Source organism: Paenibacillus protaetiae, assembly GCF_004135365.1.
GTDB lineage: Bacteria > Bacillota > Bacilli > Paenibacillales > Paenibacillaceae > Paenibacillus_AP > Paenibacillus_AP protaetiae.
The window spans coordinates 1657193-1681074 of the sequence record NZ_CP035492.1 but is presented as its reverse complement, the minus strand read 5'-3'; the positions used below and the strand labels follow the sequence as shown (position 1 = coordinate 1681074).

18 protein-coding genes, 1 other RNA gene and 1 pseudogene are annotated in these 23882 nt (G+C 50.8%); 18 read left to right on the top strand and 2 right to left on the bottom strand.

The window, feature by feature from the left end; translation table 11 throughout:
* The first annotated feature begins 69 nt into the window (after positions 1 to 69).
* From glyQ to rnpB, 10 genes are all read left to right on the top strand, one after another.
* Positions 70 to 957, top strand: a complete 888-nt coding sequence (gene glyQ, locus ET464_RS07650; RefSeq protein ID WP_129444193.1) for a glycine--tRNA ligase subunit alpha — start codon at positions 70 to 72, stop codon at positions 955 to 957.
* Positions 950 to 3031 (top strand): glycine--tRNA ligase subunit beta, encoded by a 2082-nt coding sequence (gene glyS, locus ET464_RS07645; RefSeq protein ID WP_129439732.1) that lies wholly within the window; start codon positions 950 to 952, stop codon positions 3029 to 3031. The genes glyQ and glyS overlap by 8 nt, the downstream gene beginning before the upstream one ends.
* A gap of 68 nt (positions 3032 to 3099) precedes the next feature.
* Positions 3100 to 3915, top strand: a complete 816-nt coding sequence (locus ET464_RS07640) for a pyruvate, water dikinase regulatory protein (protein ID WP_129439730.1) — start codon at positions 3100 to 3102, stop codon at positions 3913 to 3915.
* 78 nt (positions 3916 to 3993) lie between these two features.
* A complete protein-coding gene (locus ET464_RS07635) occupies positions 3994 to 4452 on the top strand; it encodes a YaiI/YqxD family protein (RefSeq protein ID WP_129444191.1) in 459 nt (152 codons plus the stop codon).
* A gap of 42 nt (positions 4453 to 4494) precedes the next feature.
* Positions 4495 to 6345, top strand: coding sequence for a DNA primase (dnaG, locus tag ET464_RS07630; protein ID WP_129439728.1), 1851 nt, complete (start codon positions 4495 to 4497; stop codon positions 6343 to 6345).
* A gap of 18 nt (positions 6346 to 6363) precedes the next feature.
* On the top strand, positions 6364 to 7497 hold the full coding sequence (rpoD, locus tag ET464_RS07625; protein WP_129439726.1) for an RNA polymerase sigma factor RpoD: 1134 nt from the start codon (positions 6364 to 6366) through the stop codon (positions 7495 to 7497).
* A gap of 135 nt (positions 7498 to 7632) precedes the next feature.
* Entirely contained in the window at positions 7633 to 8475 is an 843-nt protein-coding gene (locus ET464_RS07620; protein WP_129439723.1) for a hypothetical protein, read from the top strand.
* Entirely contained in the window at positions 8475 to 9260 is a 786-nt protein-coding gene (locus ET464_RS07615; protein WP_129439721.1) for a tRNA (adenine(22)-N(1))-methyltransferase, read from the top strand. Before ET464_RS07620 ends, ET464_RS07615 begins: the two co-directional genes overlap by 1 nt.
* Positions 9227 to 10348, top strand: coding sequence for a Nif3-like dinuclear metal center hexameric protein (locus ET464_RS07610; RefSeq protein ID WP_129439719.1), 1122 nt, complete (start codon positions 9227 to 9229; stop codon positions 10346 to 10348). Before ET464_RS07615 ends, ET464_RS07610 begins: the two co-directional genes overlap by 34 nt.
* Before the next feature lie 84 nt (positions 10349 to 10432).
* Positions 10433 to 10837, top strand: an RNA gene (rnpB, locus tag ET464_RS07605) — RNase P RNA component class A.
* 79 nt (positions 10838 to 10916) lie between these two features.
* On the opposite strand, the gene ET464_RS07600 is transcribed toward rnpB, so the two are convergent.
* Positions 10917 to 12797, bottom strand: a complete 1881-nt coding sequence (locus ET464_RS07600) for a S8 family peptidase (RefSeq protein WP_129439717.1) — start codon at positions 12795 to 12797, stop codon at positions 10917 to 10919.
* A gap of 178 nt (positions 12798 to 12975) precedes the next feature.
* Between ET464_RS07600 and ET464_RS07595 the strand changes: the two genes are divergently transcribed.
* From ET464_RS07595 to ET464_RS07575, 5 genes are all read left to right on the top strand, one after another.
* On the top strand, positions 12976 to 13473 hold the full coding sequence (locus tag ET464_RS07595; RefSeq protein ID WP_129439715.1) for a YpuI family protein: 498 nt from the start codon (positions 12976 to 12978) through the stop codon (positions 13471 to 13473).
* Between the two features lie 106 nt (positions 13474 to 13579).
* Complete coding sequence (locus ET464_RS07590) at positions 13580 to 13792, top strand: DUF1540 domain-containing protein (RefSeq protein WP_129439713.1); 213 nt, start codon at positions 13580 to 13582, stop codon at positions 13790 to 13792.
* Positions 13793 to 13797: 5 nt separating this feature from the next.
* On the top strand, positions 13798 to 14175 hold the full coding sequence (locus ET464_RS07585; protein ID WP_165279941.1) for a DUF4190 domain-containing protein: 378 nt from the start codon (positions 13798 to 13800) through the stop codon (positions 14173 to 14175).
* A 182-nt stretch (positions 14176 to 14357) separates the two neighbouring features.
* Entirely contained in the window at positions 14358 to 15137 is a 780-nt protein-coding gene (locus ET464_RS07580) for an ABC transporter ATP-binding protein (protein ID WP_129439709.1), read from the top strand.
* Complete coding sequence (locus ET464_RS07575) at positions 15121 to 17409, top strand: alpha/beta hydrolase family protein (RefSeq protein ID WP_129439707.1); 2289 nt, start codon at positions 15121 to 15123, stop codon at positions 17407 to 17409. Before ET464_RS07580 ends, ET464_RS07575 begins: the two co-directional genes overlap by 17 nt.
* Before the next feature lie 96 nt (positions 17410 to 17505).
* On the opposite strand, the gene ET464_RS07570 is transcribed toward ET464_RS07575, so the two are convergent.
* Entirely contained in the window at positions 17506 to 18216 is a 711-nt protein-coding gene (locus tag ET464_RS07570) for a queuosine precursor transporter (protein WP_129439705.1), read from the bottom strand.
* Between the two features lie 246 nt (positions 18217 to 18462).
* On the opposite strand from ET464_RS07570, the gene helD reads away from it, so the two are divergent.
* The 3 genes and pseudogenes from helD (at position 18463) to glgD (ending at position 23869) form a co-directional block, all read left to right on the top strand.
* Positions 18463 to 20778, top strand: a complete 2316-nt coding sequence (gene helD / locus ET464_RS07565) for an RNA polymerase recycling motor HelD (RefSeq protein ID WP_165279940.1) — start codon at positions 18463 to 18465, stop codon at positions 20776 to 20778.
* Positions 20779 to 21594: 816 nt separating this feature from the next.
* Positions 21595 to 22760 (top strand): annotated as a pseudogene (locus ET464_RS07555) (glucose-1-phosphate adenylyltransferase).
* Complete coding sequence (glgD, locus tag ET464_RS07550) at positions 22757 to 23869, top strand: glucose-1-phosphate adenylyltransferase subunit GlgD (RefSeq protein WP_129439701.1); 1113 nt, start codon at positions 22757 to 22759, stop codon at positions 23867 to 23869. Before ET464_RS07555 ends, glgD begins: the two are co-directional and overlap by 4 nt.
* The last annotated feature ends 13 nt before the right edge of the window (positions 23870 to 23882 follow it).

Here is a 23882-nt window from a genome sequence, read left to right as displayed (position 1 = left end):
ATCATTCCCGCAAGCTGCCGCAGTTGTCCTCGCATGAGGAATATATAAAAAAGGAGCGAAAACCAAGTGTTGAATTTTCAAGGTATGATTGTAACGCTGCAGCAATTTTGGGCGGAGCAAAACTGCATTCTGGTGCAGCCTTACGACGTGGAAAAAGGCGCGGGTACAATGAATCCGATGACTTTCCTCCGCTCGATCGGGCCGGAGCCGTGGAATGTTGCTTATGTGGAGCCATCCCGCCGTCCGGCTGACGGACGTTACGGCGAGAATCCGAACCGCCTGTATCAGCATCACCAGTTCCAAGTCATTTTGAAGCCGTCGCCGGACAATATCCAGGAGCTTTATCTGGAAAGCTTGAAGCGGCTTGGCATCGACGCCAACCATCATGACATCCGTTTTGTTGAAGATAACTGGGAATCGCCTACGCTTGGCGCTTGGGGACTCGGCTGGGAAGTATGGCTGGACGGCATGGAAATTACGCAATTTACGTATTTCCAGCAAGTCGGCGGCATCGACGCGAATCCGGTTGCGGTGGAAATTACGTACGGTATGGAGCGTCTGGCTTCCTATATTCAGCAAAAAGAAAACGTCTATGACCTCGAATGGGTAGACGGCGTTACTTACGGCGACGTATTCCTTCAGCCGGAATATGAGCATTCCAAATATACATTTGAAATTTCGGATGCGTCCATGTTGTTCTCCTTGTTTAACATGTACGAGGAAGAAGCGAAAAAGACGCTTGCCAATAAACTGGTATTCCCGGCTTACGATTATGTGCTGAAATGCTCGCATACATTCAACCTGCTTGATGCGCGCGGCGCAATCAGCGTAACTGAAAGAACGGGTTATATTATGCGGGTTCGCAATCTGGCGAGAGAATGCGCGGCAACGTTCCTGGAGGAGCGGGAACGCCTCGGATTCCCGTTGCTGAAGAAAGGAGTGGAGCACAATGGCTAAAGACCTTTTGCTTGAAATCGGATTGGAAGAGGTGCCGGCCCGTTTTGTCCGTGCTGCGATGAACCAGCTGAAGGACAAAACGGCGAAATGGCTGGCTGATTCCCGTATCGGACATGGACAGGTGCAAGCTTATGCAACGCCGCGCCGCTTGACGGTAATCGTTGAAGCGGTTGAAGAAAAGCAGGCCGACGTTAACGAGCAGGTGAAAGGCCCTTCCCGCAAAATCGCGCAAGAGGCCAGCGGCGAATGGACCAAAGCGGCGCTTGGCTTCGCGAAAAGCCAAGGTGTAAGCGCGGACCAGCTCTATTTCCAGGAGCTTGCCGGCGTTGAATACGTTTATGCAAATAAAAGCAGCATCGGCACCCATACGGCGGACGTATTGGCTGAAGGACTCACGAATATTATTACTTCGATGACATTCCCCAAAAATATGCGCTGGGGCAGCTATGATCTTCGTTTTGTGCGCCCGATCCGCTGGCTCGTTTCGCTGTTCGGCACAGACATTGTTCCGCTGGAGCTTGCCGGAGTCGCAAGCGGCAACGTTTCGCGCGGCCACCGCTTTTTAGGAACGGAGACGGTAATCGCCCAACCGTCCGAATACAAAGAACGTTTGCGGGAGCAGCATGTCATTGTGGACGTGGAAGAACGCGAACAGCTGATCGTTTCGCAAATTAACGGACTTGCGAAAGAGCATGGCTGGGAAATTGCCGTGAAAGAAGACTTGCTGGAGGAAGTTCTGTTCCTTGTGGAATACCCGAATGTGCTGTTCGGCACATTCGACGAATCGTTCCTGCAAATCCCGCAAGAAGTGCTGATCACTTCCATGCGTGAACATCAGCGGTATTTCCCTGTCCTTAATGCGGAAGGCGAACTTCAGCCTTATTTCGTAACGGTGCGCAACGGCGACCGGACCTCTATTGATGTTGTGGCAAAAGGCAACGAGAAAGTGCTTCGCGCACGCTTGTCGGATGCGAAATTTTTCTATGCGGAAGACCAAAAGCTGAAGATTGGGGATGCTCTTGCTAAGCTTGAGAATATCGTCTACCATGAAGAACTCGGTACGGTTGCGGATAAAGTACGCCGCATTCGCGCGACTGCAGATTCGCTTTCTTCGCTGCTTGGAGCCGGCCAAGAGACGGCAGCGGCAGTGAGCCGCGCCGCTGATATTTGCAAATTCGACCTCGTTACGCAAATGGTATACGAGTTCCCGGAACTGCAAGGCATTATGGGCGAAGATTATGCCCGTAAAGCAGGAGAACAGGAAGCGGTAGCGAAAGCGATCAATGAGCACTACCAGCCTCGCCATGCCGGCGACCGCGCTCCAGCCACTTTGACAGGCGCTGTCGTCAGCCTTGCGGATAAGCTGGATACGATTGTGGGCTGCTTCTCTATCGGCATTATTCCGACCGGATCGCAGGATCCTTACGCCCTGCGCCGCCAAGCTTCCGGCATCGTGCAAATTGTGCTGGCGCATGGCCTCCAAGCAAGTCTGCAGCAGCTGTTTGATGCAGCGATTGCTGTCCATGAGCAGCGCGGCATGAAACGTACGGCGGATGAAGTGCGTAAAGATTTGCATGATTTCTTTGCACTGCGGGTTAAAAATGTGTTGACCGAGCAAGCAAGCCGTTATGATGTGGTGGATGCCGTTATGGCCGCCGGCTTCGACAATCTGCTCCTTACCGTAGACCGCGCTTCGGTTATTCAGGAGTGGACATCGGGCGATGACCGCCATGAATCGAAACTTGCAGCGGATGCGTTTAACCGTGTCAGCAATTTGGCGGCGAAAGCTGTTGTCAAAGAAGTCAATACGTCGCTGTTCGCGGAAGCGGCAGAACAAACGCTTTATGAAGCATGGCAGGCGGTTCACCCTGCATTCCGCAAATCACTGGACGAAGGTGATGCTGCGGGAGCGCTGACTGCACTTTCGGGATTAAAAGAGCCGATCAACCGTTATTTCGATGCGGTGATGGTTATGGCGGATGACGAAGCTGTGCGGGCTAACCGCCTTGCAACGCTTGCTGCAATTGCCGAAGATATCGCAGCGCTCGCCGATTTCTCCAAGCTTGTCTGGTAATACGCCGATTTAGTTGATCATCTTCAGACAGTCTTCTTGAACGAAGAATGGATTAGGGGGATGTAACTATGTATCCGTCCATACCGGAGGTTACGATTTACGTGGCATCGGACGCGGCGGGCGATACGGGGGAGCTTGTCGTAAGAGCTGCCGTCGCCCAGTTTCATCCGGTTCATGCTAGCATTCGCCGCATGCCGTTCATTACGGATGCGGCTGCTCTTGAAAGGGTTGTGCTTCTGGCGAAAGAGAACAGAGGTATCGTGCTTTACACGCTTGTTATCCCTGAGCTGAGAGAAATAATGCGAACATTGGCGGATACGCACGGCATTGCGGCAATTGATTTGCTAGGTCCGCTTATTGAAAGCCTGGAACATCGGACCGGGCGGAAGTCGCGTGACGAGCCCGGTCTGAACCATGTGCTGGACGAGGACTATTTTCGCAAAGTGGAAGCCGTCGAATTTGCTGTCCGTTATGATGATGCGAAAGACCCATCCGGCATCATGAAGGCGGATATCGTGTTAATTGGCGTATCCCGGACATCCAAGACACCATTGTCGATGTATTTGGCTCATAAAAAATATAAAGTGGCGAATGTGCCGCTAGTTCCGGAAATTAAGCCGCCGGATGAGCTGTTTCGCATTCCGAAACAAAAAATTATCGGGCTGACGATTGGCGTCCATTATTTGAACATCATCCGCAAGGAGCGGCTGAAGGCGCTTGGGCTGCCGGACAACGCGGCCTATGCAACGGAGCAGCGCATTGAGAACGAAATGAGATATGCCCAAAATGTTATGGACCGTCTGGGCTGCGTTGTCATTGATGTATCCCATCGCGCAGTGGAGGAAACCGCAAGTCTCGTCATGAGCAGCATCCGCTCCAATTAAGGCGAATTGGAAGGATTTTTTCAAAGTGCGGCGTATATAATAATATTGCACGAAGAAAGAATTGAGCGTGAGAAGCCGATGGAACATACGATTGTAGTTGACGGGGACGCATGCCCGGTTAAGCAGGAAATTGTGCTGGCCGGCCGTGCTTATTCGACTCCCGTGCTTATGGTATCTTCCTATGACCATAGGCTTGAAGCGCTGGATGGCGTCCAAGTGGTTCAGATCGATCCAGGCAGGGATGCGGTTGATTTATACATCGTGAACCATGTCTCCAAAGGAGATATTGTCGTGACGCAGGACTTCGGTCTGGCTTGTATGGCGATCGGCAAAGGCGCGTATGTCATTTCCCCGCGCGGCGAATGTTATACAAACGACAATATCGACTATTTGATGGAACGCCGCCATGAATTGGCCAAACGCAGGCGGGCAGGCGGGCGAACAAAAGGTCCTAAAGCTTTAAGCTCAGAAGATAAGGACCGATTCCAACAAAAGCTGACAAAACTTTTACGTTTGCAGCAGGAGAAGCATGAATAGTAGCGAATTATACGTGTTAGGAAGTATAGAAGGTGATGAACGATGACAAACGGCAGAATACCGGAAGAAGTCATAGAAGCGGTAAGACGCAAGCATGACATCGTCGAGACAGTCGGGAAGTACGTTCATCTCACGAAGAACGGCAAGTATATGAAGGGTCTGTGCCCTTTTCATTCGGAGAAAACACCTTCATTTACAGTAACGCCGGAGCTTCAAATTTTCCACTGTTACGGTTGTGGCAAAAGCGGGACAGTGATTCGCTTCATTGAGGAAATCGAAGGTTTTTCTTTTCCGGAGGCCGTTCAGTTTCTTGCAGAAGAAGCGGGAATTCCTGTTACGTGGGCCGACCGGGACCGCGACAAGCCTTCCGAAGCAGATATGGAACGCGGTAAAATGCTGGAAGCGCATGAGCTTGCAGCCAAGCTGTACCATTATTTGCTGCTGAATACGACGCATGGCGCGGAGGCGCTGCAGTATTTGCGGAACAGAGGTATCAGCGACAAGCTGATTAATCAATTTTCGATTGGTTATGCGCCGCCGCAGTGGGATACGCTTGCCCGGTTTTTAACAGCGCGGAAATTTGATCCGCAATTGCTGGAACGTGCGGGGCTTTTATCGGCAAAAAACGACGGAAGCGGCCATGTCGACCGTTTTCGAGGCAGGCTGATGTTCCCGATATGGGACCGGGACGGCAAAGTTACGGCTTTCGCCGGACGCGTCATTGGCGAAGGGCAGCCGAAGTATTTAAATTCGCCGGAAACCGCGCTGTTCACCAAAAGCCGTACGTTATATAATCTGCATCAGGCAAAAGCGTCCATACGCAAGTCCAAGCAGGTTGTTTTGTTTGAAGGCTACATGGATATTATTAAAGCCTGGTATGCCGGAGTTCATAACGGCGTCGCTACAATGGGAACGGCGCTGACCGAAGAGCATTGTGCGGTGTTGAAGCGTTCAGCTGAAGAAATTATCGTATGTTATGACGGCGATGATGCCGGACAAGCCGCTGCGCTGAAGTCAATTGCGATGCTGGAGAAGGCTGGGCTTAAAGTCATGGTGTCCATGCTGCCCAAAGGCAAAGACCCGGATGAATACATTGAAGAATACGGTCCGGAAGCGTTCGTTCGCGAAGCGATCGGGCAGGCTGTATCCGCCACAAAATTTAAGCTTATATATTCAAGAAAAAACCATATACTGCTAACAGAAGAAGGAAGAAAAAACTATCTTCTGGAAGCGGTCGGAATCGTGGCGGAGCTTGATTCATCCATCGAACGAGAAGTTTATTTAAAGGAATTGTCCCGCGAATTTGAAATTGATCTCCACGCTTTGAAACAGGATTCATTTCATAAAAGAGAGGAACTGCAAAAAAAGCGCCCTTCAAGGGATAATAACGACAATTCGTGGAATAATGGTAGGAATGAAAAACGCCGCGCATCAGGGGCTCCTGTGCCTTTACCCGCATATGCCAATGTAGAACGGCGACTGCTTCATGTGATGATGAATGACCGCGAAGTCGCGCAGCTTGTTCATGAGCGTCTTGGGGAGTCATTCAATATTGAGGATCACGCAGCGCTTGCTGCTTATTTATATGCTTATTACGCGCAAGGCTTTGATCCGGATGCGGGCCGATTTATTGCATCGCTGCAAGATGAACGGCTGGAACGAGCGGCCGCATCCATTCTTCTCATGGATGGAGATTTCCCGTTTAACGAACAGATACTGGATGCCGATATTGAAGATATATTGAAGGTGCCCCGTTTTAGGGAAATCGAACAGAAGAAGGAAGAGATGGTGCGGGCGGAACGTGCCGGAGAAAACATTGTGGCAGCACAAATTGCAAGTGAGATTATAACCCTAGAAAGACAGTTGAAGGGTCGACCCGATGAGCGGTTCTAGGGAGGAGGGAGTCGGAGTATGGCGAATGATCAGCGTACAGAACTAGATACCGAACAAAAGCTGGATCAGGTAAAAGATCAATTAATCGAGCATGGTAAGAAAAGGTCCTCCTTAACTTATAAAGAGATAATGGAGAAACTGTCGCCTTTCGATCAAGATCCGGAGCAAATCGACGAGTTTTTTGAGCAGCTGGACGATTTGGGCATAGAGGTCGTAAACGAAAACGAAGACGAAAATCCGCTGGGCGCAAAAGACAGCGACGAGCATGAGCGGGATTCGGACGATTTTAATTTTGATGATGATTTATCATTGCCTCCCGGCATCAAAATCAACGATCCCGTCCGGATGTACTTGAAGGAAATCGGCCGTGTGCCGCTCCTTTCTGCAGATGACGAAGTTGAACTCGCCAAACGGATTGAGAACGGCGACGAAGAGGCGAAACGCAGATTGGCGGAAGCCAACTTGCGTCTCGTTGTCAGCATCGCGAAACGTTACGTCGGGCGCGGCATGTTGTTCCTGGATCTGATTCAAGAAGGCAACATGGGCCTTATTAAAGCGGTGGAAAAATTCGACCAATCCAAAGGGTTCAAGTTCAGCACCTATGCAACTTGGTGGATTCGCCAGGCGATTACACGCGCAATTGCCGATCAGGCCCGTACGATCCGGATTCCGGTTCATATGGTTGAGACGATCAACAAGCTGATTCGTGTATCCCGCCAGCTCCTTCAAGAGCTTGGGCGCGAACCAACGCCGGAAGAAATTGCGGCTGAGATGGAGCTTAGCACGGATAAAGTAAGGGAAATTATGAAAATCGCGCAGGAACCTGTTTCGCTTGAAACACCAATCGGGGAAGAAGATGACTCGCATCTGGGTGATTTCATAGAGGATCAGGAAGCATTGGCGCCGGCTGATGCGGCAGCTTACGAACTGCTGAAGGAGCAACTCGAGGACGTTCTGGACACCTTGACCGAACGGGAAGAAAACGTGCTTCGTTTGCGGTTTGGACTTGATGACGGACGGACAAGAACGCTTGAAGAAGTGGGCAAAGTATTTGGCGTTACACGTGAACGGATTCGTCAAATTGAAGCGAAGGCGCTTCGCAAGCTTCGTCATCCTAGCCGCAGCAAACGTTTAAAAGATTTCCTTGAATAAACGAAACTTTGATGGGAAGGGACCTTTCTGCGTCTGCAGTAAAGGTCTTTTTTCCACATAGCGGCTGTTTTTATGGTTATCACCTTAAGCCGCGCATACAAGCTTATATTCATTTCGGAAGGAACGAATTCAGCTATGAACGAAGAGCGCAGGCAAACGATTATTGCGGAAATTGCGTATTGGCGCAGAAACAAACTTCTGCCAGACCAGTATTGCGATTTTCTGCTTAATCTGTACCGGAATCAGAATCAGGACGAGGAGCTTCCAAACCGGCTGTCCAAAGTACATATCGGCAAAGCGGCTGCTGCGGTCCAAAAAGCAACCGGCAAACAATGGCTTCTTACAATTGGAATTTTTACCTTAATTTCCTTTGTTGTGCTTTATTTTAACGCTTTTCCTCCTGCATTGCAAATAGCGGTTATCGTTATTTCCGCAGCCGCCTTAATCGGATTCGGCGGACGCATTCGCAGCAGACAGGAAGCCGTAGGGTTAAGCATGGTAGGTATTGCAATGCTTGTTTTATTAGGCGGCGGTTTGTATATGCTAGGAACGTTTGGGTATGACACTTGGCACAATCAGCTTTGGCTGATCCTTGGCTGTGCGTGTTTATGGATTGTTTACGGAATTGCCGCCAAAATACCGGCGCTGCACGCCTGCGGCTGGATAGCCGCAGCCTTTGTATACGCGCTCATACTTGACCGTTATGCATCGGGCAGCTCCTGGTATGAAGCGCAGCTGTACTGGCTGCCGGTATGCTGCTTGTTTGGCTGGTGCAGCTGGTTTTTCCACCGTTACACGAAACAGGTGTCGGCAGTTCTGTTTGTCGTTTGCGCCGGCTTATGGTTTATGCCCGAAATATATCAAATGCTCTTTTTGAAAGAAACAGCGTGGCTTCAGCTTCAACTGATCGGTAAAATTGCTGCAGGCGGCGGTTTGCTGTTCTTTCTTCGAAAACAATGGATGGTGTGGGTGGCTTAATGTTGAAATTATCAAGTCGATTACAAAATATTGCCCAATATGTAACGGAAGGATCGCGTGTAGCGGATATCGGCTCGGATCATGCGCTGCTGCCGGTATATCTGGTTCAGTCGGGCAAGTCGCCGTCGGCGATTGCCGGCGAGCTGAATACAGGGCCGCTGCTGGCCGCACGCAAACAGGTGGCTGCAGCCGGCTTATCCGCCAAAATCGAGGTCCGGCAAGGCAACGGGCTGGCCGTATTGCAGCCAGGTGAAGCGGACACGGTTACCATTGCCGGCATGGGCGGCAGTTTAATGAAGGATATTCTGGAAGAAGGCTTTCAGGCCGGCAAGCTGGAAGGCGTACGGGAGCTCGTGCTGCAGCCGAATATCGGCGAGGAGCTTGTTCGGCAATGGCTTGTGCAGCGTGGCTGGCATTTGGCAGAAGAGCTTATTATGGAGGAAGACGGCAAAATATACGAGCTGCTGCACGCTGTAAGGCTGAGCCCGGATCAAATCAAGGAAACGCCGGATATTTATGATGCCGGGTTTTTACAAGTTAACGCGGCTGCGCCTTCCAAGCAACGTCTATTATTGAAAATGGGCCCGTATTTGCTGCGTAAGCCAAACGCTGTTTTTTTCAAAAAGTGGAAAAGCGAATTGGCTAAGCTGGAGCGGGTTACGGCCCAGCTTGCGCTTGCAGAGCAGCCGGGAGCGGAAGAAAAACTGCAACAATTTAAATCGGAAATGGATGCGATTCAGGAGGTGCTGCAATGTTTGCAAACGGACAAACCGTCATTCAGCTGATCGAACAGCTGGCGCCAAAACATTATGCTGTGGAAAATGATAAAATCGGCCTCCAGCTCGGTACGTTAAATAAAGAAGTGAAAAAAGTTCTCGTCGCCCTGGATGTAACGGAAGCGGTTGCTGATGAAGCGATTGCCGCAGGAGCGGATTTGATTATTGCCCACCATGCGATTATTTACCGGCCGCTTGCCAAGCTGGATACATCGACGCCGGCAGGCCGGCTGTACGAGAAGCTGATCAAGCATGATATAGCCGTCTATATCGCCCATACGAATTTGGATACGGCTGACGGAGGCATGAACGACTGGATGGCCGACCTGGTAGGGATTGTGCCGGATAAACGCGACTCTCTCGAAGAGGTGCATACGGATAAGCTGTATAAGCTGGCCGTATTTGTGCCCAAGTCGCATCATGAAGCAGTGCTGCAAGCCTTGTTCCAGGCTGGCGCCGGGCATATCGGAGACTACAGCCATTGCAGCTTTAATACGGAAGGCACGGGCACATTTTTACCCGGGGACCATACGAATCCGTTTATCGGCAAGCAAGGCCAGCTGGAACGGGCGGCGGAAATACGAATTGAAACGATTGTTCCGCACAGCATTCACCGCAAAGTCATCCAAGCGATGCTGAAAGCCCATCCTTATGAAGAAGTGGCTTATGACTTGTATGCGATGGATTTGAAGGGACGTTCGTTTGGGCTTGGCCGCGTCGGAAAGCTTGCCGAACCAATTACGCTGGAGAAGTTGTGTGAACGAGTGAAGCAGGCGTTTGATGTGCCTGCATTGCGTGTGGTAGGCGACCCGCAGCGTGTCATCAAAAAAGCGGCGGTGCTTGGCGGATCGGGGGCGCGATATGTGCGCCACGCCATGTTTGCCGGCGCGGATGTGCTGATCACCGGCGATATCGACTATCATACGGCGGTAGACGCAGTCGAAGCGGGTTTCACGATCATTGATCCCGGCCATAATGCGGAGAAAATAATGAAAGCCAAAGTAGCCGGCTGGCTGAATGAGCAGCTGGCCGCACGAAAATATGAAACGGAAGCGTCTGCTTCCGCTGTTCATACGGAGCCTTTCCGATTTGTGTAAACAATGAGTAAGCAAGGGTCTTTTGTCAGTCATTCCAGGCTTGAGATTTAGCCTGTTTGCTAGTATACTTATTCGAGTACATGGAAAGTTTGACAGACAATCGCTGGCGGCCTTGTTGCCGCGAGAGGAAAGTCCGGGCTCCACAGGGCAGGATGCTGGATAACGTCCAGTCAGCGCGAGCTGAAGGATAGTGCCACAGAAATGGACCGCCGATGGCCGGCTTACGCCGGATCAGGCAAGGATGGAACCGTGGTGTAAGAGACCACGAGGAGTATGGGTGACTATATTCCTGGTAAACCCCATCTGGAGCAAGACCAAGAGAACGCAGCGGCTTTGCGCCGCAGCCTTTGCCCGAGGCGCGTTCGGGTGTGTCGCTTGAGCTGTCCAGCAATGGATGGCCTAGATAGATGATTGTCGCTTAACGGTGGGAGGGTCGTTCCCGTCAGAACCACTTGAAGTACAGAACCCGGCTTACGGCAAACTTTCCAAACGGCTTTTATACGTAAAACAAACAAATAAGCATGAATAAGGAGCATCCCGCCAAGGATGCTCCTTTTTTAATGGCCCTTTATAAGGTTTCTCCGTCATACTGCTGTTTGATCGCTTCCAGGCGCCGTTTCACTTCGCTGGGATAATCAAGCAGTGTCGTGGTGTAGTCGGAAGCAAGTTTAAGCGCTTTGGCGACGTCGATTTCACCGTAGCCGTAATAATCGTCTTTCCCGTCGTTGCCGATGTCGACGGCTGATTGGCGCATAACGTCCATAACTTGCTCATTGGTAAGAGCCGGATTGAGGGAACGGATCAGCCCTGCAAGGGCAGCCACATGCGGACTGGCCATCGACGTACCCGATAATGCGGCATATTGCCCGCCTGGATACGTACTGGCAATGCTGTCGCCCGGTGCGGCGACGTCGATATAGTTGCCGTAATTGGAGAAAGACGCTTTTTGATGATGGGCGTCAGTTGCCGCTACGGCAAACACTTCCGGGTAAGCCGCCGGATAACCCGGCCTGTCCGTATTGTCGTTGCCGCTCGCTGCTATAAGCACAACGTCGCGTTCGTATGCATATTTGATCGCATCATGCAAAAAGTCGGCTTCCGCATAGTTGCCGAGGCTCATATTGATCACTTTGGCGCCATGGTCGGTCGCCCAAATGATGCCTTGCGCCACCGAATAGGTGGAACCCGCTCCGGTGCTGTCAAGCACTTTCACCGGCAATATTTTGTTATACCAGGATAAGCCGGCAACCCCTTCGCCATTATTGACATCAGCTCCAATAATACCGGAGACATGCGTCCCATGGCCGACATCATCGTCTGGAGCGGCATCCGGATTAACAAAGTTTGTTCCTTTCAGCAGTTTGCCCTGCAAATCGGGATGATCCGCTTGTACGCCGGTATCAATGACGGCCACAATGACCCGATCGCTGCCTTTCGTTGATTTCCACCCTTTTTCCGCTTCAATGGACGGTAAATTCCACTGATATTGCGAATAAAGCGGATCGTTTGGCGTAAAGCTGTCCGCTGCTGCCGCATTTGTCATATACAGGTAATGAGGTTCTACATATTCGGTTTTCCATGTTTTGCGGAAATAGTTCATCATATCTTCAGCATCTACATCGGAGGACCGGAATATATATACATCCCCGATATGGTTCACCGATACGGCATGGATATGCTTCTGGATTTTATCCATCTCGCTGTTCGAAGGGTCGGTTTTAAAATGAACAACGACTTCACGCGTATGGTAATGGCTTGCGTTTCCATTATCTTCGCCGGTTTTGACCGTGGTGTCCTCCATGGAGTTTGGCTTAACCGACTCAACGCGGTAGCGGCCTTCAGCCGGATACGGCACAAGCCTTAAATTCCTTTTCTGATGGCGTTCCACCTGCGTGACGATATCTTGGCGGATGACCCCTACGATGCCAACTCCTTTATGGTTTTCTTTCGGTACGCCCAAGACGATATAACGGCTGCCTTTGTTATCCGTAAAAGCCGGCGATTCATACTTTTGCCCTGCTTTTACACGTTTCGCGCCTTCAGCAGCATAGGTTTGAGCCAATCCGTTGCTGGTGTCCGGCAGCGAGCCCTTGGACAATTTGCGCTCACCGGCGATCCATGTCAGCTGTTGCATATGATGATGTCCATCCATCAGCGATTTCAGCTTAAGCTGCTTCGCTTGATCGGTTGCCGCCGAAGTGTTAAGCAAGTTTTTGAAATCTTTGGAGCATTCCGTTACGCAAAGAAAAGCGGTCGCTTTCATATCCTGATTTACATCAGCAAGTTTGCGCATCTTCTCCTGATGGCCGCTTAAGCTCGCTGCTCTTGGCACAGCAGGAGCGGGAGCAGGCGAAGGGGGAGTGCCTTTGGGCAAAAAAAACGGAATAGCCGGAATAAGCATTGCGGCTACAGCAAGAGCGGCGAAAATACCGACCCATTTTTTACGCATCTTGGTTTTAACCTCCATTGTCAGCGAAACTGATGGTATAGGAGTAGGTTCCGAAAGTCATCCGCAAAATATGCGAAGCAAAAGCGTGAAACGCCAGTACCACTTCCCAGTAATTTGTGGTACGATGTTGATGCCTAAAGTTTTTTTGTCGTGATGAATGAAAGGAGATCTATCACCTATGCCTGCGAATGTCAAAGCGTTAAGCGAAAATACTCAAGCTAAGCTTAAAGAAGCGATTTCTGTATTGGAGCCGTTTTTGAACTCCCATACGGTAGGTCTGTTGGCTGGCGAGGACAACAGCGAAGATACCACCTTGTTTTATAAAGGCTTATTGTCCGATCTAAGACATCTGCTGGTGTTTACGGAAGTATCCGTTGAGAAGCTCGGCGTTCTGCTTCGCCGCCCTAACTTCGATGTGGATTTCGCTGAACGCGCTTTGTACGAAGTGTACCACCAATGCGTGAATTCTTATTTTTATCCTAAAAATGAATGTTACTCGGAAGACGGCCGTTATGCATATACTGGCCAGGATGCCATCCGGTTCCGCCGGAAGCCGGTCCGTGATGCCCGTGACATCGTTCTTTCGTTATCCAAAGTATACGAAGAACTTCGTGACGAGCTGTCTTATTACGAAAGCGATTATTTGACGCAGCGACGGATGCAAGGCCAAAAATAAACAGAATGAAACGCCTCCGCTCAGGGAAACTTGATGACGGAGGCGTTTGTTCGTTTACGGCAGACGACTCCAACATGACGATACGCCCCATAGGAGGTTTGCCATTATGCCGCAAGGAGTATCCTGCAGTGTATCGAATTGCACGTTTTGGAAAGAAGGAAATGCTTGTTCTGCTGACAAAATATCGGTTGATATTGATCAGCACGCCGATCAGCATTTTTATGAGGAGTTTGCATCTGACGATTTAGGCTTGCAGCATCAGGATCAGGCGTTGAAATCATCGGCAACCTGCTGCTTTACCTTCAAGCCAAAGGAGTGATGGATGTGCATCGTTACGAGGATGAAGGGAAAGACAAGCAAAACCGGGAACAGCATTTAAAAGAACTGAACCGCGATTTTAATGAGGAAATGGGGGCCGATTTTGCCGCAGGGGGATATGCCCATCGGGCAAGAACGGAGCAAAGTTCCGATGACTCGCCGATCTCAAGGCCGGCCGGCTATTCGCTTGGCTGGGTTGCACTGGTATTTGCCGCCGTTTCGTGGTTCGTATGGCCGGTTCTTCTGGGAATTACGTCTGCTGTATTAGGATTCATCGCTTATACGCAAGGCGCCCGCAGAATGGGAGCATGGTCAATGGCAATCGGGCTGATTGCGGCAGCGGTTTACCTTGTAATTATTCCTTTTTATTACGCCGTAACTTAACGGGGCTGAATTGCGCACAAAAAGGAATTGCCGTTATAAGACGCCGTCCTATTCTATAATAGGCGGCGTTTTTTTTTGTGCGCTGGCGCTGGTTAAATGTTCAAAAGGTTGCCCGCCTTTCTCTAGTTGCCTATAATTTAGTAGAGTGCTAGAGTCAGTAATAACAGAGAGGGGCGGTCGCCTTGGTTATTGATATACGCAATGTGAGCTGGGAGCGCGGAGAGAATACGATATTAAAGGAAATGAACTGGCAGGTACAGCCTGGTGAGCATTGGTGTCTGCTAGGCTTAAACGGATCCGGCAAAACAACGTTATTAAACATGATTAACGGATATATATGGCCGACCCGGGGCGAAATCAGCATATTGGGCAACAAGTTTGGCGAGACCGACCTGCGGGAGCTGCGCAAAAAAATCGGCTGGGTCAGCACCGCCCTTCAGCAAAAGCTGTACGGCAGCGAGACGGGCTTGAAAATTGCGCTGAGCGGCAAGTTTGCTTCCATTGGGCTATACGAGCAAATTGAAGAATCCGATGAATTGCAGGCTGAAGCGATTATGGATCAGTTAGGCTGCAGCTTCCTGAAAAACCGCACCTATCAGACGATGTCGCAAGGAGAAAGACAGCGGATATTAATTGCAAGAGCGCTGATGGCCAAGCCATCGCTGCTTATTTTGGATGAGCCGTGCACCGGCCTCGATATTTTTGCCAGAGAACAGCTGTTAGGCATGATCCATTCGGTTGCAGCTCAGCCTGATGCTCCAACCATTGTTTACGTCACACATCATGTTGAGGAAATTTTGCCTGTATTCAGCCACACCTTGCTTATTAAAAAGGGCGAAGTATATGAAGCGGGGCAAACGAAAGACGTATTAACTTCTGGCCGGATGAGCCGGTTTTTTGATGTGCCGGTAGAAATAGAACAAAAAGACGGAAGACATTGGCTTTATGTCAAACGAGGTTAATACCGCAGCCGCTTCCCCCGGCCAGCCGCTGACGGTTAACAGCCGGACAAACAGGCGGCGTAAAATCGGGGGCTGGCTACGCAATAGGTTTGCAGCCCGCAACGCTTATAACGGCCGCTACTGGCAAGCCGGCACAGCTGCAATGGCGGCGCTTGGAATGACGGTCGTCTGGATTGCGATTCTCAGCTCGCCTACCGGGCTTGGACCGGCTGCCGATCTGCTGCTTGCCGGTCTGCTGCAGCTGCTGTGCCAATGGCTGGCCGGGAATGTCTTAGCTATTATTTTTTCTGCGCTTTATATTCCGGTGTCTCGCCGTTTCGCAGCGCATGCCTTGTATACGGCCGGTATATTGTTTGGGTTTGGTTATTACGCCAATTTGACATGGGTCAGCGGTTTGGTTATCGCAGCTGCTCTAACTTTTGCTGCTGCCCTTGCCGGCATGCTGATCTACACGATGAGGCGCCATTTGATCCGCAGCTCGCGCAGCACAATGATATTAGCTGCAGCCGGCGCGGCGCTTGTGCTTGCAGCTGTCATCGCATGGCCGCCTGGAGGGGCGCAGCATCTTACCTTGGCGGAAGCCGGTGCAATAGCGGCCGGGCCAGCACCGATCCAAGCGGGCAATCCGGCGGATATGGGGCCATACCTCTACGAGGAATGGGCATACGGCAGCGGAACGGATCGTCACCGAAGCGATTTTGGCAGCCATGCGAAGATCGTAACGGAACCGGTGGATGCCTCCGCTTATATTTCGAAATGGCCTTGGCTGAAAAAGCTGTTCTGGGGATTCGACCAGAAGCAGCTTCCGGTCAACGGCCGGGTGTGGATGCCGGAAGGCAGCGGTCCGTACCCGCTTGTGCTGATTGTCCATGGCAATCATATCATGGAAGATTTCTCGGACGATGGTTATGCCTATATCGGCCAACTTCTGGCCAGCAGAGGATATATCGCCGTTTCGGTTGATGAAAACTTTTTGAATTATTCCGCCTGGTCGGATATCCCCGACAATGACATGAAAGTCCGCGCTTGGATGCTGCTGAAACATTTGCAGCAGCTGAAAGGGTTCAGCGGGGAAGCAGGCAGTCCTTTTTACGGCAAAGTGGATTGGGACAATGTGGCGCTAATCGGCCATTCGCGCGGCGGGCAAGCGGTGTCGATGGCAGCGGATAAGGATAAATGGTTTGCAGGCGACGGGTCGCTGCAGCTGGGCGGGGTACGAATCCGGTCCGTTGTGGCGATAGCGCCTACCGATCGGGAAGTCGACGGCCGGAAAGCCGAGCTTGTTAATGTTAACTTTTTAACGCTGCAAGGGGCCAGAGATGCCGATGTGAATGACTTTTATGGCGATCAGCAATATATCCGCACACGTTTTACGCCTTCAAGCGGCGGGTTCAAATCGTCGATTTATTTGACGAATGCGAACCATGGCCAGTTCAATACTTCCTGGGGATCAATGGACGAAGTTCCGCCAGGCGGGCTGCTGCTCAATTTGCGCCGGCTGATGAATGGCGAAGACCAGCGCGAGGTTGCGAAAGTGTATATATCCGCTTTCTTGGATACGACATTGAAAGGGGACAAGGCGTATAAGCCGCTGTTCCAGGATTACCGGAACGGCAGCGCATGGCTTCCTGCTTCTACGGCGTATGTGAACCAATATGAAGACGATTCGTTTGTCTCGGCAGCGGATTATGACGAAGATCGGGATCTATCGACCATCCGGATGGGAACGGCGGCCGGAACGGGGTTCACGGATTGGGAAGAAGCGGATGCGCTGGACAGAAGCCGGAATGCAAAAGGAACCCGAGGCGTTGTGCTGGAATGGGACGGCAGCCGTGAAGCGGAATATACGCTTACGCTGGATTCATGGGAAGTAAAGCGGCTTACCCGCTCTCTCCATGAAGGAGGGGCGGCGTTCACATTTGCGATGGCCGATCTCGCCCGCGATCAGGATCCAAATCCGGCCGGTTACTCATTCCAAGCGTCGGATCTGGTAATCAAGGTGACGGCGGCGGACGGCCGTACGGAATCTGTGCCGCTGGATCGGCTGATCAAACCGGCCGGCCCGGTATTCGTTACGTATGCCAAGCTTCCGCGGCTGCTGGAAAATACGTGGGAGAACGGAAAATACAAGCAGTCCAATGAACCGGTATTTCAAACGGTCAGGCTTCCGCTGAACGGAATGGACGTTTGGGATATTGCGAGCATTACGTTCCAATTAAAAGGATCGGGCCGCATAATGCTGGATAACATCGGTTTTGCGCAGGCGGAATAGCAGAGCCATGAAGCTTGCCCGGGCAAAACAAAAGCCTTGCCAACGGATCGCCGGGGAGTATCCCGGAATCGGATCGCTGGCAAGGCTTTTTTATACTCATTGCGAAGCGGCTTGTTCGTTGTCGTCTTTGAACGTAAAGTTTCTCGCCGCATACAGAAACGGTGTTGAACAGATCGACACGAGAAATTTGATCAGATAAGTTGTAATAAAGACGGACAGCCATGTCTGCCAGTCGTAGAAGTAAGCAAACGCAATCGTTGTAAACACAAACGTGTCAACAAGCTGGCTTACGACGGTGCTGCCGTTATTCCGAATCCAAAGCTGGCCGGGTTTCGGGAACGTTTTTTTGAGCAGCGAATAAATGCGTACATCCAGAAACTGGCTTATAAAATAAGCGCATAAGCTTCCTAAAGCGATACGCGGCATTAAGCCAAACAGCTGATGCATAGCATCATTGTTGGCCAGCGCAAGCTCATCCGCCTGCGGATTGAAGCGCAGCGCCATTTGCATAATGACCGTGGAAGCAATCAACGTAAAGAATCCGAACCAGACAGCTTTTTTCGCTTCTTTTTTTCCGTATTTCTCATTCAGCAGGTCGGAAGCCAAATAAATCGTGCCGTACATCGTATTGCCAAGCGTAAGCACAATCCCGTAGATGTCGATGGTTTTGACGACCTGAATATTGGCCAGTACCGTCGCCATTCCGATCCAAGCGTACACGCCGACACGCCCGAACAGACGGTAACCGAGTAAAAACAAACTAAAGTGAACAAGCATAAATAAAGCGCCAAACCATAAATTAAACATTTTTCTCCTCCTAGTTTTGATAACGCGGGAAGTTTCGAACCGCGGCCCGGGCTAAAGGATGCCGGACTACTTGGCTATACACCTTTGTCATTATATAAGCAATGGCCAAAATGGGCAATCATATGCCAACATTCTTCGTTTCCATTTGCGTTCCGTTGGTGATAAAATGTGAAAGCATCCTTTTTATGAGCGGAGGCTGGGCGCCGGTTTCGACCGGAACGATCATCAGGTAAAGGAGTATCAAATATGGAAATGCAAGACGAACAGCAGATCGAGCAGCAGCGTGTTGACCGTGTAACCGCCCATATTAAGCGAAAAATCGAAACGTTGCAGGAGCAGGTCGGCGACAAGCGCGGAGACGTTGTCGAAATCCGGAGAGATTTCTGGGATGACGTCACGGTAAACTTCGAAGATTCGGCGGAAGCGGCGGAAACGGCGGCGAGCTTAAAGCAGCAGGCAGAAGTGCTGTTTGAACGGGAGCACAGCCACAGGCACGCGCGCAAGCAGCTGCTTACGATGAGAAAACTGGAGCAGTCGCCGTATTTTGGACGGATTGACTTTAAAGAAAACGGCGAAACACAAGCCGAGCAAGTATACTTAGGGATTGGTTCGCTGCTGGATGAGAATGAAGAACAATATTTGATCTATGACTGGCGCGCGCCGGTATCCAGCTTGTATTACGACTATTCGCCCGGCCCTGCCCAATATAAGACGCCGGTTGGCACCATCGAAGGGGAAATGACGCTAAAACGCCAGTTTGTCATTCGCGGCGGGCGGATTAGAAGCATGTTTGAAATTGGCGTTACGATTGGAGACGAAGTGCTGCAGGAGGTGCTGGGACGCCACTCCGACGCACAGATGAAAGGGATTGTTGCGACGATCCAGCAAGAGCAGAATACGATTATCCGCAATGAAAGAGCCCGGTTATTGGTTGTGCAAGGGGCTGCGGGAAGCGGCAAAACTTCTGCCGCTTTGCAGCGTGCCGCTTATTTGCTGTACCGGTACCGCGGACAGCTGGCGGCTGATCAGATCGTATTGTTTTCGCCGAATCCGATGTTTAACAGCTACGTTGCGACAGTATTGCCGGAGCTGGGCGAAGAAAACATGCAGCAAACAACCTACCAGCACTATTTGGAGCATCGGCTCGGCCGCTCATTCGAGCTGGAGGATCCGTTCACGCAGATGGAGTATACGCTTAGCGGCATGGCTGACAGCCAATATGAGGCTCGTGTAGCCGCCATCCGTTTTAAGTCGGATGTGCCGTTCATGCGAATAATCGAGCGTTATGCCAAATCGCTTGGCGAAGCGGGCATCAAGTTCCGGCCGATCCGGTTCCGCGGCAGCGTGCTTATTTCATCGGAAGAGATGTCCCGGCGATTTTACGAGCTTGACCGGACGTTGTCTATTGCAAACCGCTTGAAACTGCTGTCGGAATGGATGCTTAAGGAACTTACTGCGCTTGGCAAGCTGGAACGAAAAAAAAGCTGGGTGGAAGAAGAAATCGAGCTGATGGATAAGGAACAGTACATTCACGCTTATAACGAGCTGATGAGGAAAAAAGGGTTTACCTCCGAATCGTTTGATGATTTTGAGCGCGAGAAGGAAATGCTTGCTTCCATGCTTGTCCAGCAAAAATTTAAAAAGCTGCGCAGCAGCGTGAAGAGGTACCGGTTTTTGGATATACCCAAAATGTACCGGGCATTGTTCGAAAAGCCGCACTGGACAGCAGACGGACAGGAGCAGCTGCCTGCGGAATGGGCGGATATATGCACAATCACTTCTGCCAAGCTGGAGAATGGCGAGCTTTATTATGAAGACGCAACTCCGCTGCTGTATTTGAAGGAGCTGCTGGAAGGGTTCCATACGAACACGCAAGTCCAGCATGTTTTTATTGACGAAGCGCAGGACTACTCCGCGTTTCAATTTCATTATCTGAAGCGGATATTCCCCCGGGCCAAAATGACGGTGCTTGGCGATTTGAATCAGGCGATATTCGCACATGCCGAACCGATGGACAGCTTCGCGATGCTTAAAGGGCTGTACGGCTATGAAGAAATGGAAACGGTCGTGCTGGCGCGGAGCTACCGTTCGACAAGGCCTATAGTTGAATTTACGAGCCGGATGATTCCGGGCGGCAGCCGTATTATTCCATTTAACCGCGATGGCGAGCAGCCGCTGGTTGCGCAGGCTTGCAGCGCCGAGGAGCTGGTGCGGAAGGTTAGCGGCAGCTTGCGGGGATGGAAAGCGCAAGGATTGAACGCCTTGGCTGTCATATGCAAAACAGCGGCCGAAGCAAAGGCGGCAGCCGGCATGCTGCGTGAGACGGGCATGGAGGTTCGCCTGGTGGAGAAAGAAACGGTTACGTTCGAGCAAGGGATCGTTGTCATTCCGTCTTATTTGGCCAAAGGCGTTGAGTTTGACGCTGTCGCCATTTTTAACGCGTCGCAGGAAGTATACGGCCGGGAAAGCGAACGAAAGCTGTTCTACACAGCTTGTACAAGAGCGATGCATGAGCTTCATGTTTATTATACAGGTGAGTTGACGCCGTTAATTTCGGTTTAGGGATGGTATGCCACGCTTTCAAAGATCGGCTTGGCGATTTTGGACAAAGGGGTCAGTCAACATGGATTATTGCAACATTCAAGATTGCTTAAAGCGGGTTAAAGCGAAAGGTTTATGTTCCATGCATCATCAGCGCATGCGCCGGCACGGCGACCCGAATATCGTATTGCCCCGCAGAACCAAGCTGGAAAGACCATGCACTTGGGTGAATTGCGATCGCAAAGCAACATCAAAAGGACTATGCCCTAAGCACTACTATATCCACCGCGTGTCTGTTCTCCGCGATTAACTTCGAATTGTGTCATCTATTATAACATTGGATGTATCGTAAATATGAAAACAGGGTGTCATTTTTTCAATAGACCATGTATAATGGAGTTAACTTCGAATGATGTGCTTTTGTTAGCTTTACACCTAATGCTAATTCTATTGGATATGTGCTGCAGGGAGCCTTTTTTTCCTGCAGCGGACATCTTGGAAGCACATTCGATTTTCCTTGATTTATCCCCACTCGCAAGCTTTTTACCCATCATGTGCAGCATGTATGATCTTCAGCGTCGCCACTTCTAATCTACTACACACATCGGATTTAACGGTTTTGCAATCTCTCCAGGAAACTGACATCAATGTATCGTGGTTATGTTTGCTGTACGTTATTTTCTGTCCCGAACTCCTCATGCTCATATGGGCATGCAGCGTCATGGTTATGTCATATGGCATGGCGCCATCCATCAAAAAACGCTTTAATCCCTCTCATCCTGCCCGCTTCATCCTGGTTTTACGGGGAACTCACAATGAAATAAGGAGTTGGAGTCTATGGCCCGAAAAGAAATGATCGCTATGCTGCTGGCCGGAGGAGAAGGCAAGAGGCTTGGCGTATTAACGAAGGATTTAGCCAAGCCGGCCGTTTACTTTGGCGGCAAATATCGCATTATTGATTTTACCCTTAGCAATTGTGCGCATTCGGGCATCGACACGGTTGGAGTGTTGACGCAATATCAGCCGCTTGAGCTGAACCGCTATTTAGGGATCGGCAGCCCTTGGGGCTTGACAGGCGTGACGGCGGGATGACGATACTTCCGCCTTATGTAAAGCAAAGAGGCGGTGTCTGGTATAAAGGCACGGCCAACGCCATCTATCAGAATATGGCGTTTATCGAGCGTTACGATCCGAGCTATGTGCTGGTCATTTCCGGCGACCATATTTACAAAATGGACTACGAAAAAATGCTCGACCATCATAAAAAAACAGGGGCGGATGTTACAATTGCCGGCATTGAGGTTAGCTGGGCGGAAGCAAGCCGGTTTGGCGTGATCCATATTGACGATGAAGACCGGATAACCGCTTTTGAAGAAAAACCGAAGACGCCGACAAGCAACCTGGCCTCGATGGGCGTTTATATTTTCTCATGGCCGGTTCTGCGGAACTATTTGATATACGATGAGGCGAACAAAGCCTCCCATAACGATTTTGGAAAAGATATCATTCCGCTGATGCTGCAGGAAGGCATCCGGATGTTTTCTTATAGGTATCAAGGGTACTGGAAAGATGTCGGCACGATCGAAAGCTTATGGGAAGCCAATATGGATTTGCTGAAAGAACAGCCGTCTCTTGACTTATCCGGCGGCGACTGGCGGATTTATTCCGTTAACCCGAACCGTCCCGCGCAATATATTGCGGAAGGAGGCGAGGTCCATTGCTCGCTTATTTCTGAAGGCTGCATGATTGAAGGGCGCGTTCAGCATTCCGTTTTATTTTACGGGGTGGAAGTCGGGTACGGCAGCGAAATTATCGACTCGGTTATTATGCCAAACGTTCAAATCGGGCGCGGGGCAACCATTTATCGAGCCATTATTGGCGAAGGCGCACAGATTGAAGCCGGGGCAATTATCGGCGATCCGCATGGCGGCAGCATTACCGTCGTTGGCGTTGGCGAGCATGTAGCGAATGGGCATTTGCTGGAGGAGGTCGAACAGCCATGAAGCAAAAAGTGATGGGTGTTATTAATTTGATCCATGAATCCGACGATATGGAGCGCTTAACGCAAAACCGCTGCCTGGCGACTGTGCCGTTTGGCGCCCGTTACCGGCTAATTGACTTTGTGTTATCCAGCATGGTCAACTCGGGCATCTCGAAGGTGGCTGTTTTTGCACATACGAAATACCGTTCGCTGATGGACCATTTAGGGTCCGGCAATCATTGGGACCTGAACAACCGGCAAAGCGGCCTGTTTGTATTGCCTCCGGCTACCGACGATATACAGGAGCTGAGCCGGGGCGATTTGTACCATTTTTATCAGCACCGCGATTTGTTTACCCGTTCGTCACTTGAATATGTGGTCATTACCCGCAGCCATATGGTATGCAATATTGATTTCGAGCCGGTAATCGCCGCTCATGAGCTTAAAGGCGCCGACATCACCGTCATTTGCAAAAAAGACGCCCTGCTCGCCGGCGGCAAGGCGCGTAAAGTGAAAATAAACGAAGACGGGCGGATTACATCCTTCCAGGAGCAATACGGCAGAATGAACAGCTCCATTTATTCCATGGAAATGTACGTGATGCGCAAAGACCTGCTGATGAGCCTGGTCGAAACGTCGCTTGCCCAAGGCCAGGACCATCTCGTCCGGCATGCTATTTTTTCGCGTCTCGGCAAGCTTCATGTGGCCGCATACATGCATGAAGGGTACTTGGGAGTCGTGAATACGTTAGCAAGCTATTACAACCACAACATGAATTTGCTTATTCCGGAAGTTTGGCGGAAGCTGTTTTTCCGGCCTGGCCCTGTCTATACCAAAGTAAAAGACGAACCGCCTGCCCGTTATTTGGAGTCGGCCCTGGTAAGCGATTCGCTGATCGCCAATGGCTGCGTCATTGAAGGGACGGTCGTCAACAGCGTCTTGTTCCGCGGCGTCCATGTCAAAAAAGGAGCGGTCGTGCGCAACAGCATCATCATGCAAAACGGTGAAATCGGCGAAAACAGCATCGTACAGCATACGATATTGGACAAGGATGTAACGGTTCAGCCCGGCAGAGATATACGGGGAGCCGCGGAACTGCCGTATTTGGCAGGCAAACGGAAGGTTCTTTAATATCGGATAGGAG